The organism is Lentzea sp. HUAS TT2 (assembly GCF_051853195.1).
Classification (GTDB): domain Bacteria; phylum Actinomycetota; class Actinomycetes; order Mycobacteriales; family Pseudonocardiaceae; genus Lentzea.
In genome coordinates, this window is record NZ_CP196667.1 from 4,186,110 (window position 1) to 4,199,721 (window position 13,612).

The 13,612-nt window shown below is 69.1% G+C and carries 13 protein-coding genes and 1 tRNA gene; 5 read left to right on the forward strand and 9 right to left on the reverse strand.

From position 1 onward, the window contains the following. Nucleotides 1-7 precede the first annotated feature (7 nt). The 5 genes from ACSHWB_RS21090 to ACSHWB_RS21110 all read right to left on the reverse strand — a co-directional run bounded on the left by ACSHWB_RS21090 (nucleotide 8) and on the right by ACSHWB_RS21110 (nucleotide 3,774). Nucleotides 8-346 (reverse strand): DMT family transporter, encoded by a 339-nt coding sequence (locus ACSHWB_RS21090; protein ID WP_319978093.1) that lies wholly within the window; start codon nucleotides 344-346, stop codon nucleotides 8-10. A gap of 284 nt (nucleotides 347-630) precedes the next feature. Further along, a complete protein-coding gene (gene bcp / locus ACSHWB_RS21095) occupies nucleotides 631-1,098 on the reverse strand; it encodes a thioredoxin-dependent thiol peroxidase (RefSeq protein WP_439663713.1) in 468 nt (155 codons plus the stop codon). A 22-nt stretch (nucleotides 1,099-1,120) separates the two neighbouring features. Continuing rightward, the gene (locus ACSHWB_RS21100; protein ID WP_439663714.1) at nucleotides 1,121-1,648 is read right to left on the reverse strand and encodes a hypothetical protein; all 528 of its coding nucleotides are present in this window, start codon (nucleotides 1,646-1,648) and stop codon (nucleotides 1,121-1,123) included. A 337-nt stretch (nucleotides 1,649-1,985) separates the two neighbouring features. Further along, on the reverse strand, nucleotides 1,986-3,014 hold the full coding sequence (locus ACSHWB_RS21105; RefSeq protein WP_439663715.1) for an LLM class flavin-dependent oxidoreductase: 1,029 nt from the start codon (nucleotides 3,012-3,014) through the stop codon (nucleotides 1,986-1,988). Between the two features lie 7 nt (nucleotides 3,015-3,021). After that, nucleotides 3,022-3,774, reverse strand: a complete 753-nt coding sequence (locus tag ACSHWB_RS21110; RefSeq protein ID WP_439663716.1) for a hypothetical protein — start codon at nucleotides 3,772-3,774, stop codon at nucleotides 3,022-3,024. Between the two features lie 94 nt (nucleotides 3,775-3,868). Here ACSHWB_RS21110 and ACSHWB_RS21115 point away from each other — a divergent pair, with 94 nt between their 5' ends. After that, nucleotides 3,869-4,915 (forward strand): FAD-dependent oxidoreductase, encoded by a 1,047-nt coding sequence (locus tag ACSHWB_RS21115; protein WP_439663717.1) that lies wholly within the window; start codon nucleotides 3,869-3,871, stop codon nucleotides 4,913-4,915. A 340-nt stretch (nucleotides 4,916-5,255) separates the two neighbouring features. Continuing rightward, a complete protein-coding gene (locus tag ACSHWB_RS21120) occupies nucleotides 5,256-5,417 on the forward strand; it encodes a hypothetical protein (RefSeq protein ID WP_439663718.1) in 162 nt (53 codons plus the stop codon). Here ACSHWB_RS21120 and ACSHWB_RS21125 read toward each other — a convergent pair. Both ACSHWB_RS21125 and ACSHWB_RS21130 read right to left on the reverse strand, forming a co-directional pair. Then, the gene (locus ACSHWB_RS21125) at nucleotides 5,414-6,028 is read right to left on the reverse strand and encodes a DedA family protein (protein ID WP_439663719.1); all 615 of its coding nucleotides are present in this window, start codon (nucleotides 6,026-6,028) and stop codon (nucleotides 5,414-5,416) included. The genes ACSHWB_RS21120 and ACSHWB_RS21125 overlap by 4 nt on opposite strands. Before the next feature lie 95 nt (nucleotides 6,029-6,123). Beyond that, nucleotides 6,124-8,613, reverse strand: coding sequence for a glycoside hydrolase family 97 catalytic domain-containing protein (locus ACSHWB_RS21130; protein WP_439663720.1), 2,490 nt, complete (start codon nucleotides 8,611-8,613; stop codon nucleotides 6,124-6,126). Between the two features lie 241 nt (nucleotides 8,614-8,854). Here ACSHWB_RS21130 and ACSHWB_RS21135 point away from each other — a divergent pair, with 241 nt between their 5' ends. Next, nucleotides 8,855-9,973 (forward strand): ATP-binding protein, encoded by a 1,119-nt coding sequence (locus ACSHWB_RS21135; RefSeq protein ID WP_439663721.1) that lies wholly within the window; start codon nucleotides 8,855-8,857, stop codon nucleotides 9,971-9,973. Nucleotides 9,974-10,062: 89 nt separating this feature from the next. On the opposite strand, the gene ACSHWB_RS21140 is transcribed toward ACSHWB_RS21135, so the two are convergent. Continuing rightward, nucleotides 10,063-10,139 (reverse strand) — tRNA-Leu (locus ACSHWB_RS21140). Between the two features lie 120 nt (nucleotides 10,140-10,259). Between ACSHWB_RS21140 and ACSHWB_RS21145 the strand changes: the two genes are divergently transcribed. Beyond that, complete coding sequence (locus ACSHWB_RS21145) at nucleotides 10,260-10,481, forward strand: DUF3618 domain-containing protein (RefSeq protein ID WP_439663722.1); 222 nt, start codon at nucleotides 10,260-10,262, stop codon at nucleotides 10,479-10,481. Here the strand turns inward: ACSHWB_RS21145 and ACSHWB_RS21150 are convergent. After that, nucleotides 10,478-11,092, reverse strand: a complete 615-nt coding sequence (locus tag ACSHWB_RS21150) for a TetR/AcrR family transcriptional regulator (RefSeq protein WP_355298867.1) — start codon at nucleotides 11,090-11,092, stop codon at nucleotides 10,478-10,480. The genes ACSHWB_RS21145 and ACSHWB_RS21150 overlap by 4 nt on opposite strands. Nucleotides 11,093-11,447: 355 nt before the next feature. Here ACSHWB_RS21150 and ACSHWB_RS21155 point away from each other — a divergent pair, with 355 nt between their 5' ends. Next, on the forward strand, nucleotides 11,448-13,592 hold the full coding sequence (locus ACSHWB_RS21155; protein WP_439663723.1) for a glycosyl hydrolase family 95 catalytic domain-containing protein: 2,145 nt from the start codon (nucleotides 11,448-11,450) through the stop codon (nucleotides 13,590-13,592). Nucleotides 13,593-13,612 lie beyond the last annotated feature (20 nt).

The following is a 13,612-nucleotide window of genomic DNA, read 5'->3' on the forward strand; positions in this document are numbered from 1 at the left end:
AACGAGGTTAGACGGCCGCCTGGGCGTGTGAGGCCACCGACACGACGCAGACGCCTGCGGCGATGAGGGCCATGCCGGCCAGCATCGCGAGGTTCAGCGGGTCGGCGAACAGGACGCGGCTCGTGATGGCGACGAGGGCGATGCCCGCGCCTGCCCAGATCGCATAGGTGATGGCTACCGGGACGCCCATTCTGATCACTAATGATTCCAGGTAGAGGGCGGTGAGGAAGCCGGTTGCGAGGCCCGCTGTGGGCCAGGGTTTTGTGAAGCCGTCGGAGTATTTGAGGCAGAGGGTCGCGAAAACCTCCGCGCCTACGGCGAGGGCTAGCAGGATCCACTTGAGCATTGAATTTTCCCAGCACGAAATGCACGCAGCGCTCAGCGTGCGTGTTGAAGAGAACGGATGACAGGTAGGCGAAAAGGCCTGGTCAGCCGCCGCGCGTGGGGAAGTGGACTCGCAAGACGAACTCAGACGGGATGTCGGGGCCGCTAGGTGCCGTCAAACGACACACGGTGTATCACCCTCACCGGAACAGGAGCGGCTTTGTTGCACGCCCTCACCGTTCAACATACCCGAAAAAGAGGCCGCCGTCGTTGTGAAAGCGACGGCGGCCTCATGCCGGTGGTGAATCAGGCGGGGAGTTCGCGCAGGAGCTTGGCGACGTGGCCGGTGGCGCGGACGTTGTACATGGCCTTGACGATCTTGCCGTCCGGGCCGACGAGGAACGTCGAGCGGATGACGCCCTGGACGGTCTTGCCGTAGTTCTGCTTCTCGCCGAACGCGCCCCATTCGGTGAGGACCTTCTTGTCCGGGTCGCCGAGGAGCGGGAACGTCAGGCCCTCGGCGTCGCGGAACTTCGCGAGCTTCTCCTGCTTGTCGGGCGAGACGCCGACCACCTCGTACCCGAGGCCGCCCAGCTGGGCGAGGCTGTCGCGGAAGTCGCAGGCCTGCTTGGTGCAGCCCGGCGTGCTCGCGGCCGGGTAGAAGTACACGACCACGGACTTGCCGAGGTAGTCGGACAGGGACACCGGCTTGCCCTCGCTGTCGGGCAGCGTGAACGCGGGCGCGGTGTCACCAGGTTCGAGACGACTGGTCATGCCCCAGAGCCTATTCCCGGGGCTAGGCCTGGCCCTCGAAGACGGTGGGCGCGTCCTGGCCCTGTCCGCCCGGCTGGATGGTCAGCTCCATCCGCACCGCCGACTCCGGCACCGCGAACGCGAGCTGGAGCTGGGTGTCGCGGCCCGGCGGGAGCTCCGCCACGGCCGCTGCGAGGCCGTTGAGGCCCTGTACTGAGTCGACGAGCTCGGCTGCCGGTTCGCCGTTCGCGAGTGCGCGCACGGCGAGCTGGGAGGAGCGGTAGGGGGTCTTGGAGCCGTTGTAGACGGTGATCGTGAAGACCGCTGTGCGCCTGGCCTTCGGGATCGCCGTCTCGGACGGCGCGAGGGAGCGCGGAGCGGACACCACGACGGAGAGACCGGAGGCCCACACGCGTTGGGTGCCGAACGCGGCGGCGCTGGACGCGCTGGGCGACTCGGCTCGCTGTTCGACTGTCAGGTTCTCGTCGGGGGTGACGGCGACACTGGGGCCCGCACATCCCGCCACGGCCAGCAACAGGCACAGGCCCGCGGCCGATTTGGCGAACTTCACGAACTCCCCTTTCCCACCCCGGCGGTGGGTGTGGACGACTCACGTCAACTGTGACGGTGCCGAAGGGGGTGTGCGAACGAATCAGGCCTGAAGAAGCGGACCTGGTGCCGGGCCGTGGCCGACTCGTGATGGGCGGCGTGGGCGGCGCCACAGAGTGCGCCGGCCCCACGCCGTCCGTGCGGCCGAGGCCGCTGGTAATGCTAGGGAGCGCGTCGGGGGGCGTGCGCGCTCACACCGATCATCGCCGACTGTGTGCCACGCGCTACAAGCGGAGCCGTTTATCACCCGTTCAGACCAGTGTCAGTCGTACAAAACGTGAAGGTCACGCCTGACCGACTCACGTATGTGCGGCTGAACGGCCCATCGACGGCGTCCGTTCGGCCACTTCGCTGAGTAGCTCGAACGAACGCAGACGGTCGTCGTGCCCGTGCACGATCGTCGTCACCATGAGCTCGTCGGCCGCCGTCGACTCCATCAACTCGTCGAGTCCGGCGCGGACCGTTGAGGCGGATCCGATGATCTGGGTGGCCATGCGGTCCTCGATCACCAGCTGGTCGATCTCGGTGTACGGGTAGTCCGCGGCCTCCTGCGGCGTGGCGAGCGGCGCGGGGCGGCCCTGGCGCAGCTTCACGAATGAGAGCGCTCCCGGGCCCGCGAGGTACCGGGCCTGCTCGTCGGTGTCGGCGACGACCACCGAGGCGCACACCATCGCGTACGGCTCCGTGAGAACGTCGGACGGCCGGAAGTGCCGGCGGTACAACTCCAGCGCCGGCAACGTGTTCTGCGCGCTGAAGTGGTGGGCGAACGCGAACGGCAGTCCCAGCAGGCCTGCCGCCTGCGCGCTGTAGCCGGACGAGCCGAGCAGCCAGATCGGCGGCTTGTTGCCCGCGGCGGGCACGGCGTTGAGCTCGGCGGTGCCCTCGAAGTACTGGATCAGCTCGGTGAGCTCCTGCGGGAAGTTCTCCGCGGACAGACCGGCCTCGGTGCGCCGCAGCGCCCGCGCCGTCTTCTGGTCGGTGCCGGGCGCGCGGCCGATGCCGAGGTCGATGCGGCCGGGGTGCAGCGCCTCGAGCATGCCGAACTGCTCGGCGACCACGAGCGGCGCGTGGTTGGGCAGCATCACGCCGCCCGAACCGACGCGGATCGTGGACGTGGCGTCCGCGACGTGACCGATGAGCACGGCCGGCGCGGACGACGCGATCCCGGGCATGTTGTGGTGCTCGGCGAACCAGTAACGGTGATAGCCGAGGCGTTCTGCCTGCTGAGCGAGCTCCCGCGAGTTCCGCAGCGCGGTCGTCGCGTCCGACCCCGACGTGATGGGCGCGAGGTCGAGTACGGACAGAGGGATCTCAGTCAGACGGCTCATACATCGATCAACACCGATACTTCGTGACTTCTTCCGTGAGCCGGGTAACTCGTTTCGCGGCCTTGTCGTAGGTGGTGCCCTCCGGGTGCAGCGTCAGCACCGCGACGATGCTGAACCAGCACGTCCCGGACGTGTGCATGGCCGGCGACTTGGTGTCCAGCTCCCACTGGATGCGCGGCCGCGGCCTGTCCACGCACGGCTTCGCCGGGTCGCCGAACCCCGACCATCCCTGCTTGAACGCGGGCTTCCACGTCGCGGACGGCAGCCCGAACGACTGGTCGAACCCGTCCGACGCGCACTTCTCGGCACGCTGCAGGTGCCCCATGATCGTGTTCCGCACCTTCGGCTTCGCGTCCTCCAGCAGGTACCGGTAGATCTTCACGACGTCGGAGGCGCTCACCGCCGTGTACCCCCACATGCCGCGGTTCTCCGGCGGCCGCGTGTCCTGCAGCTTCAGGCGCTCGGCCGTGCGCACGACGAGCTGTTCCCAGCCGTTCTCCACCCACAGCTCACTCGCCGCGTTGTCGTCGCTGACGCGCAACATCGGTTCGATGCGCGGGTCGTCGCCGCGCGTCTCCAGCTGTTCGATCGCGATCAGGATCTTCACCAGCGAGGCGGACCTGATCGGTTTGTGCACGTCCCGGCCGGTTGTCTTGTGCGTGATCCGGTCGTAGACCGCGTAGGAGGCCGTCGGTGCTGGCACGGGTGCCGTCGTGGAGACGGGTGCCGCGAGCAACGCCATCGTGAGAAGTAGGTGCACGCTCCCGGAAGTTAGTGGTCAACCGAACCTTTTGGCCCATGTTTTGTCGGTCACAGGTGAGAAGAAGTGACCGTGCCGTGCCGTTGACCGTGGTGTGACGGATGTGGTGGTGATCGGTGCCGGACAGGCGGGCCTGTCCGCCTCGTACTTCTTGCAGCGGCGCGGCGTGGACCACGTGGTGCTCGACGCCAACTCCGAACCCGGCGGCGCATGGCTGCACCGCTGGCCGAGCCTGCGCATGCGAACCGTGCACGGCATCCACGAGCTGCCCGGCATGCCGTTCGAACAGCCCGCACCCGACGAGCGCGCGAACGAGGCGATCCCCGCCTACTTCGCCCGCTACGAACAGCTCTTCGACCTGCCCGTCGTCCGCCCGGTGAACGTGACCCAGGTGGTGAACGACGGCGCGCTGCTCAAGGTCGAGACCACCGACGGCGTCTGGACCACCCGCGGCCTGATCAACGCGACCGGCACGTGGCGCCGCCCGTTCTGGCCGTACTACCCGGGCCAGGAGACGTTCCAGGGCCGCCAGCTCCACACCGCCGACTACCAGGGCCCCGCGGAGTTCGCGGGCAAGCGCGTTGTGGTGGTGGGCGGTGGTGCTTCGGCCACGCAGCTGTTGATGGAACTCGCTCCTTTCGCAGCGGAGACCCGCTGGGTCACTCGGCACGAACCGGTGTGGCGGGAGGGGCCGTTCACCGAGGACTACGGCCGGTGGGTGGTCGGGATGGTCGAGGAACGTGTTCGGGCCGGGCTGATTCCTCGTAGCGTTGTCAGCGTCACCGGGCTTGCGCTGACCGATCAGACTCGGGCCGCTGTCGCGTCCGGGGTGCTGGACCGGAAGCCGATGTTCTCTCGGGTCACGCCTGCTGGGGTCGAGTGGGACTCTGGCGAGCGGTTCGATGCCGACATCATCTTGTGGGCCACCGGGTTTCGGCATGACCTGGACCATCTCGCGCCGTTGCACCTGCGGGCTTCTGGTGGCGGCATTCAGGTGGACGGGACTCGTGTGGTGTCCGATCCGCGGATTCACCTTGTGGGGTATGGGCCTTCGGCCAGCACCATCGGAGCCAACCGGGCCGGGCGTGGGGCTGTGCGGGAGTTGGTGGGGTATTTGGGCGGCGTTGAGGCGGCGCGCTAGCTGACGCTGTGGCGTGGGTGGTTCGAGGGGCCGTGGGGATGTGCGGCGTGGATGGTGGCAGCTCGAGGGGCGCGTCGGGCGTGGTGGACGGGAACGGCTTGGCTGGCGGGCTGGGAAGGCGCGCGGGTTCGCTCGGCCGGTGTGAGAGCGCGCTGATGGCTGTGTGCAGGCCGGGTCGTGCTGGGTGGGAGTGGCCTGGCGAGTGGGCCGGGTGGCAGCGTGTCCGGGTGCTGGGGTGGCGGGGGCGTGGGCGGTGGCCTGTGCGAAGACGTGGCTGGTGGCCGGGTGAAGGTCGGGCCGCGGTGGGTGGGCGGGAGTGCGCTGACGGTCGCGGTGAGGCGTGGTCGGCGGAGTCTTGGCTCGCGGCGGGCCGGGCCCCGCGTCGTGGTGGGGCGGGGAGCAGCTCGGCGGGTGGGGCTCGTTCTGGCGGGTGAGCTCGCGCGGCCTGCGTGTCGGTGTGGCGGGTGAGCTCGCGCGGCCGGTGTGGCGGGCGGGCCGTTAGACGCGGGTGTTGGTGCGCCTCTTCTGCAGGCGGGTTGCCACGAAGATCGCCACGGCCACCACGGCCAGGCCCAGGACCACCTTGGAGCCGATGCCCACGTACTGCTCGACCAGGTGCCAGTTGTCGCCCAGCAGGTAGCCCGCGAGGATCAGGGCCGTGTTCCAGAGCAGGCTGCCTGCCGCGGTGTAGGCGAGGAACGGGGCTAAGCGCATGCGTTCCACGCCTGCCGGGATCGAGATCAGGCTGCGGAACACCGGGATCATGCGGCCGAAGAACACCGCGCGGTAGCCGTTGCGGAGGAACCAGGCCTCTGTCCTGTCCACATCGGACACGCGGACCAGTGGCATGCGGGAGGCGATGCGGCGGACTCGGTCGCGGCCGAGCAGTGCGCCTACCCAGTAGAGGATCAGGGCGCCTGCCACCGAGCCGAAGGTGGTCCAGAGGATCGCGTCCAGCAGGCCCATCTTGCCCTGGGCCGCGGTGAAGCCGGCCAGGGGCAGGAAGACCTCGCTGGGCAGGGGCGGGAACAGGTTCTCCAGCGCGATCGCCAAAGCCGCTCCGGGTGCGCCGGCCGTGTTCATCAGGTCGGTGACCCAGTCGACCAAGTTCATGGGATCCAAGTTACGGATGGGGAGGGCGGGGGACATTGGGGTAAGCCGCAAAGGTGGGGTGGGGTAAACCCCACCCCCGTCTCAGGGGATTACCCCTAGACGCAGCTGATCCTTGCGTCAGCCCAAGAAGCGTGGTCGTTCTGCGTGCCGTCGCCGCCGTCGAGAACTCGCAGGGTGAGAGTCCTCACGCCGGTCACGTCCACGGCCAGGTCGCGGGCAGGGGAACGCACGCCGAGCACGCCCGTGTCCGCCAGCACCACGCCGTCGCCCAGCACCTGGAACGCCACCGTGCCACCGACGCGCTGGCGAGCCACGTCCAGGCCCGCCTCGTCGTCGACGCCCACCGCAACCGCGAAGGCGCCACAACGCGCGTCCAGTGCGTAAGTGATCTCGGACGACGCGTGCGTGCCCAGGCCCTTGGCGAAAACGGCGCGGCGCAGAGCGATGCCCCGGCCGTCGCCGGCCGACGTGCCGCCGTTCGTCAGGTCCTTCTCGACCGGGCCGTCACCGCCCGTCGCCGACACCCACGGCCGGTCCGACAGGTACGACCAGCCGTCGGGCAACGGCCGGACCACGTGCACGCGCGCGGTCTTCTCCGACTCCACGCCGCCGTTGAACGACGCCACCACGGGGATGTCGAAGTAGCCGTAGGTGGCCGGCGGCACGACCGTCCACGTGCCCGACAACGCCTGACCCGGACGCACGACCCGTGCCGTGACAGGTGCTCCTTGCACCGACCAACCCGCGGGCACGCGCGGCGCCAGAGTCACCCCGCGCACGTCCGTACGTGTGGTGAAGAGGCCGGTCACGGTGAACCCACGGGCAGAAGCCGACACCGAGGTCGACGGCACCGCGGAGACGGGCCGCTCACAGGTCCGCGCGCCGGCGCGGCAAGCGATTGCGGCGAAACCTCCGTTGGCAGCCACGTCCAACGTCAGCGTGTCCCCGGCGCGCACGGTCCGTGACTCGCGCACGAGCCCTGCGGGGCCGTCCCGCGTGATCTCCACCAGCCAGCGACCGGCAGGCAACGCGAAAGGCACCGACACGGTCCTGGCAGCACCGGAGTACCCGCCGCCGATGAACCACCGGTCGCCGGACCGCCGCGCGAACACCGAGTGGTCTGCGGGACGCCCGGAGAGCAGCCGCGTCTCGTCCCACGCCGTCGGGACCTGGTCGACGAAGCGTTCGGCGACGGGGCGTGCGGCGTAGTCCTCCGGACGCCCGGCGAGGTTCGCGAGGCCCGACTCGTAGATCACGGTCAACGCCAGCTCGTGCGCGTCGGACGTGGTGCGTGATGGACGGTGCCAAGCCAGCGGCGTGTAGTCCATGCCTCCGACGACGCCGCGCGTGAACGGCAGGGCAGTCAGATGTGCGCCCGTGAGGCCTGAGGACTTCTCACCGCCGTGTACGGCTTCCATCGTCATGACGTGCGGCCATGTGCGGTGGATGCCGTGCGGGATCGTCGAACCGTGGAAGTTCACCAGCAGGTGGCGAGCGGCGGTCTCGGCGAGGATCCGGTCGTACCAGCGGTAGCGGTCCTGGCCGTCGGAGTCCATGAAGTCGATCTTCACGCCCGCGATGCCCCACCGTTCGAACAACGCCAGCCGGGCCGCGCTCTCCGCAGGCGTGTCCAGCTCGTCGTAGTGCACCCACAGATGGATCTTCACACCCCGTGCGGCGGCATAGGAGACCAGCGACGGGATCCACGAAGTCTGCTCCCACGACGGGTCGTAGTCCCAGTTCGGGTCGAAGTACCAGCCCGCGTCGACCAGCGCGTACGGCCAGCCGTGCGCCGCCGCGTAGTCCACGTACTGCTTCTGCATCGCGAGGCTCTGCCCGGCCTCACGCCCGCCCGCGAGCCAGCTCCAGAACACCTTGCCAGGCTTGATCCACGACGTGTCGCGCACCTTCGACCGCGGCGCGAGGTCGTCCACGAGGGTCGACGCGGAGACGTCCGCCAGCGAGCCGACGACGGCGGTGCGCCACGGCGACTGCCACGGACCGTCCACGGCCACCCGCTCGTCCCAGTACTTGATCGAGTAGACGCCCGAACCGGCCGTGTGCGCGAGATGCGCGCCGGAGTGCCGCCCGTCCACAGAGGACTCAGTGAGCAGCGTGTACACACCGTTCGTCTCGAACAGTGCCGGATGCAGGTAGTCGGCGGTCTCCGCGGCGGCCGCATTCGTCTGCACGAACGGGTTTTCGTAGTCACGCCGGTACTTCGCGACCCAGGCGGTGGCGGCGGGAGGGACGTGGAACGCCGACGTCTCGCGCAGCACGTCACCCAGCCCGGCCGGCAGTTCGTACCGATAGGCCACACCGTCGGCGGCGGTCCGCACGACGAGATCCAACCGGGCGGCCCCGGAAAACGAGTACCGCTCTTCTTTGTGGACCACTGCACGTTGCCGTTGCTTGCCCGACGACGCCGTGTAGTGCTCGGCCACGCGCCTTTCGGTACGGCCCGTCAAGCGCAGGCCGGTCGAAAGATCCGCTCTTTCCGTCACCACGCCCAACGGCCCCGGCTCCAGCACCGTGGTACCGCCACGGGTCACCGACAGGCTCGGCACCCCGTTCGACAGGGTCACGACAGCTTTCGGCCACGGATCGCTTTGCGCTGTCGCTGTTGGAGTTAGTGCGTTCGCCGCTAACGCGATGACGAGCGCTCCCGCCGCGTGCCATCGCACGGTGGACAACCGCATGCCCGGTCCTCTCAGACGTCGGTCGCGGCGGCGACACCTCCGATGTATACGCGGTCGAGAGCCATTGGTCCACAACACGGGGGAAAGGCCTTTCCGGCCTGTAATCGTTTGACTACGATGGAGTTCGATGGCTGACCAGGTGGGGACGTGTGCGATCTGCGGCACCGCGACCGCCACCTCCCGGCGCAGACAGGCGCGGTACTGCTCGAACGCGTGCCGGCAGCGGGCGTACCGGCAGCGCGTGAACGAACCCGTTACGGCACTGGACAGTTTCATCGGCCGTGAAGCCGAACTGGTCCGTCTCGGCAGGTTCGCCGGCACGCGCGTGCTCACGCTCGTCGGCCCGGCCGGTGTCGGGAAGAGCAGGCTGGCCAAGGAGTTCGCCGCGGGCCGGTGGACGCGGGTCGAGCTCGACTCCGTCACGGACGTGGCGAGTGCGTGCGCGGCGGCACTCGGCGAGCCGGCGGGGGAGCCGGCGCTGAGCACGCTCGTGCACGCGCTGGCGGGCCGCGAGACCGTGCTGGTGCTGGACAACTGCGAGCGCGTGGCGGCGGAGTGCGCGGCGCTGCTGGAACCGTTGCTGCTGGGCTGTCCCGGCCTCACGGTCATCGCGACCAGCAGGGAACCGCTGCGGGTGCCGGGCGAGGTCCTGTTCGCGGTGCAGCCGTTGTCGATCACGAACGCGGTGGAGCTGTTCGCCGACCGCGCCCGTGCGAACCACGTCGGCCTGAGGCTCGGTGACCGGGGCGCGCTGGCCGCCCTGTGCACGCGCCTGGACCGCCTCCCGCTGGCGATCGAGCTCGCGGCGAGGCTGGTGACCGTGCTGCCCGTCAAGGAGCTGCTGGCGCGGCTCGACGACCGCCTGGAACTGCTCAACCGCGGCAACCGCACCGCCGCCGAACGGCACCAGAGCCTGCGCGCCGCGATCGGCTGGAGCTACGACCACCTCAGCGTCGACGAGCAGCACGTGTTCCGGTGCATCTCGCAGAGGCCGGGCGGCTTCGGGCTCGACGGCGCTGTCCAGGCCTGCGACCTGCCCTCGGACCGGGTGCTCGTGCTGCTGTCGGCGCTGGTGGCCAAGTCGCTGCTCACGATCACGGGCGCCGGCCGGTTCGAACAGCTGGAGTCGGTCCGGCTCTACGGCAGGGAACGGCTCGCGGAGCAGTTCGCTGGGGATGTACCCGGTGGCCGGGCGGCTAACTTGAAGGTGGTTCGCCGCGGGCCAGCCCCCGCGGCGAACCACTGAAAGCGCTGACCCGGGGTGCGGGGTGTCCCCGCTGTGGACCCGATCTGACCTGGGCGAATGCGCTCCATGAGCACATTCGCCCAGGAAGATGGTGAGGTCGGGGGGACTCGAACCCCCACTGGCTGGGACCTAAACCCAGTGCCTCTGCCAATTGGGCTACGACCCCTCGGGTGGAAGCCTATCGGCCGTCCATGGACTCGCTCTCTCGGGTCTGACCAGGGTCACGCGAAGCCGCGTCACCGGCCGTCCACTACGGTTGCGGGCAGAACCGCTGCTAGGAGGACATGTGGCTCGCGATCCCGAGACCATTCAGCGCGAGATCGAGCAGGCTCGCACCGCGCTGGCCGCCACCCTGGACGAGCTCAGCGAGCGCGCCAACCCGCAGAAGCTCGTCGAGCAGGGCAAGTCGTCCGTGCTCGACGTGCTGAGCCAGCCCAAGGTCAAGTACACGTTGATCGCGGTCGGCGCGGTGGTCGGCTTCGCGCTGGTCCGCAAGCTCTTCCGCTAGGACACGCGCACCAACGGCAGGAGCACCTGCTCGACGACCTTCTCCACGAACGGCTCGTCGAGCGGGTCCCCGGTCAGCATCAGCCGGTAGATCAGGGCGGCGCCCGCGATCTCGACCGCCATGCCGCGCGGGGCGTCGGCTCTGAGCTCGCCCCGTTCGGCTGCCCGGTCCAGGATGCCGCGCAGCACGTCGCGCTGCGAGATCAGGAACGTCTCCCGGAACGCCGCCGCCAGCTCCGGCTCGTGCGGGAGTTCGCCCACGAGCGCCTGAGCGGCCTTGCCGATCGGTCCTGAGAGGAACGCGGCGAACGACGAGAGGAACTCGCGCAGGTCTCCGGCCAGAGAGCCGGTGTCCGGTGCCGCGAGGTTCTGCGTGGCGAGCTGGGTGCACGTGTCGATCACGAGATCGAGCTTCGACTCCCACCGCCGGTAGATCGTTGCCTTGCCCGCTCTCGCACGGGCCGCCACCGCGTCCATGGTGAGAGCCCGGTACCCGACCTCGGCCATCACCTCGAGCGCTGCCTGACGTAATGCGTCGTCCCTGCTGGCGTCCCGAGGACGGCCCCTCTGCGGGGCCCTGCCCTCGTTGAACGCCGTTGTCGACACAGCCATGCCACCTCCTCGTACCAGGGCACGGCTCGTGCGTGTTCTCCCCGCCCCTTTGGCGGCACATCCTAGGCGTCTTGCCCACCTCGCAGGGTGAGCAGCACCCGGTTGTTGCATCGTGTTGTGGTTGGTTGGGTCTTGCGCGATGCGCCCCAGAACTCCTACCTTTCGGGATGTCTGGACCAGGCTGCCTCGCCGCGCAGCTGAACGTGAGCAGTTGTCATGCGCGGGCGAGGAGCGGGTAATGGTCTTTGGCAGAAGGGGTTTCCTGGGGGGAACCACAGCAGCGGTGGTGCTCGGGCGGTCGGGGGTGGCGACCGGGAAAAAGACCGGGCCATCGGAGGTATCCGCCTGTGACGGCATGTCAGAACGCGACTGGGAAGAGTTCATCGGGGCGCAGGATCTCGTGTGGAAAAGGCCGCCGACCCAGTACGGACAGGCCCCGTTCCTCGGTGACGGGCGGCTCGGCAGCGTCGTTTACGCCGAGGGGAACGTCGTCAGGTTCACCGTGCAGCACGCCGACGTGCAGGATCACCGCGCGACGGGCGGCAGCCAGTTCGGGGTCTGCCGGCTTCCTGTCGGAAACCTGAAGATGACGGCGGCCGGCACCGTCGCGGCCGTCGACTGGCGCCTCGACCTGTGGAACGCGGAGCTGCGTGGAACCGTGACCACGTCGCTCGGCGTGATCACGTTCGCCGCGTACATCCACTCCGAACGCTCGGTGCTCTCGCTGGACGTCAGCGCGTCCGGCACGGAGGGGCCGGTGCTGGAGTTCGTGCCCGCCAAGGCGATTCCGATGCGTGCCGAGTTCTACCCGCTGCCAGAGGGCTACGTCCTCAACCCGGATCCCGTGACCAGGGCGGACGGCCGCGAGACGGTGGTGACGCAGGAGCTGAACGCGGGCGGCCGGACGGCAACCGCTTTCCGGATCACGTCGAACGGCCGCGCGCAGCGGGTGCTGCTGGCGGTCGCGCACACCTTCCCCGAGGCCGGCGCGGACAGGATCGCCGTGAAGGCCGTGCGCGCGGCGGTGCCGCTCGCGTCGCATCGCCGGTGGTGGAACGCCTTCTACCGGAAGAGCTTCCTGTCGTTCGGCGAGCAGCGGCTGCAGTCGTTCTACTGGATCCAGCTCTACAAGATCGCGTCCGGCTCCCGGGCCGGCGGGCCGGTGATGGCGACGACCGGGCCGTGGCTGGAGCGGACGCCGTGGGGCGCTGCCTGGTGGAACCTCAACGTGCAGCTGGAGTACTGGCTGGTCCACGGCTCGAACCACCTGGAGCTGGACTCGATCACGAGCACGCTCAAGGACAACCAGGAGCAGCTCGTCCGCAACGTCAAGGAGGCCTACCGGCACGACTCGGCGGGTGTCGGCCGCAGCACCGACCGCACGACGTCGAACGCCGGCACGCTGTACGAGCCGGGGACGGGCGGCACCGGCGTCAAGGAGCTCGGCAACCTGACCTGGGCGCTGCACAACGTCTGGCTGTCGTACCGGCACAGCATGGACGCCCGGATCCTGTCCGACGTCGTGTTCCCGCTGTTGCGCCGGTCGATCAACTACTACCTGCACTTCCTGACGAAAGGCAGCGACGGCAGGCTCCACCTCGACGTCACCACCTCGCCCGAGTACGGCGACGCGCCCGACTGCAACTACGACCTGCAGCTGATCCGCTGGGGCTGTCAGACGTTGATCGACTCGGCCGTCGAGTTGAAGATCAACGACCCGCTGGCGCCGAGGTGGCGCGAGGTGCTGCGTGACCTCACCCCGTACCCGGTGGACGCCAACGGGTTCATGATCGGTGCCGGGGTGCCGTTCGCCGTGTCGCACCGGCACTTCTCGCACCTGCTCGCGACGTTCCCGCTGATGACGGTGAACTGGGAGCAGCAGGAGAACCGCGAGCTGATCGAGAAGTCGCTGCGCCACTGGATGTCGCTGGAGCCGGCCCACCGCGGCTACAGCTACTCCGGGTCCGGCTCGATCGCCGCGCGCATGTTCCGCGGGGACGAGGCCTACGCCTACTTCGTGAAGATGTTCGACACCACCAAGAGGTTCCCGGTGCTGGAGAACACCATGTACACCGAGGCGGGCCCGGTCGTGGAGACCCCGCTGTCCGGCGCGCAGACGATCCACGACTTCGTGTGCCAGAGCTGGGGCGGGGTCGTCCGGGTGTTCCCCGCCGTGCCGTCCGCGTGGCCCGACGTCGTGATCGCCGATCATTCGGCGGAGGGCGGGTTCTCCGTCACCGCGAGACGAGTGCAGGGCAGGACCGAGTTCGTGCTGGTCCGCAGCCGCGCGGGCGAGCCGCTGGTGCTGCGGCACGGCATCGAGGGGCCGGTGTCCGTGGTGGCGCCGGTCCGGTACCACGACCGCGGCGACGGGACGCTGGAGATCCCGTTGCGCCGCGGGCAGGAAGTCCTGGTGCATCCCAGGGGCCGCCGCCCTGACCTGGCCGTCCGGCCGGTCGCCGTCACGACCCCCGGCAAGCCCTGGGGTCTTCCCGCGTGATGATCGGAAAGGAAAGCCCC

Coding starts and splice junctions, on each gene's coding strand:
- ACSHWB_RS21090 (WP_319978093.1), bottom strand. CDS start 346: ATGCTCAAGTGGATCCTGCTAGCCCTCGCCGTAGGCGCGGAGGTTTTC.
- bcp (WP_439663713.1), bottom strand. CDS start 1,098: ATGACCAGTCGTCTCGAACCTGGTGACACCGCGCCCGCGTTCACGCTG.
- ACSHWB_RS21105 (WP_439663715.1), bottom strand. CDS start 3,014: ATGAGCCGTCTGACTGAGATCCCTCTGTCCGTACTCGACCTCGCGCCC.
- ACSHWB_RS21125 (WP_439663719.1), bottom strand. CDS start 6,028: ATGAACTTGGTCGACTGGGTCACCGACCTGATGAACACGGCCGGCGCA.
- ACSHWB_RS21135 (WP_439663721.1), top strand. CDS start 8,855: ATGGCTGACCAGGTGGGGACGTGTGCGATCTGCGGCACCGCGACCGCC.
- ACSHWB_RS21150 (WP_355298867.1), bottom strand. CDS start 11,092: ATGGCTGTGTCGACAACGGCGTTCAACGAGGGCAGGGCCCCGCAGAGG.
- ACSHWB_RS21155 (WP_439663723.1), top strand. CDS start 11,448: ATGTCAGAACGCGACTGGGAAGAGTTCATCGGGGCGCAGGATCTCGTG.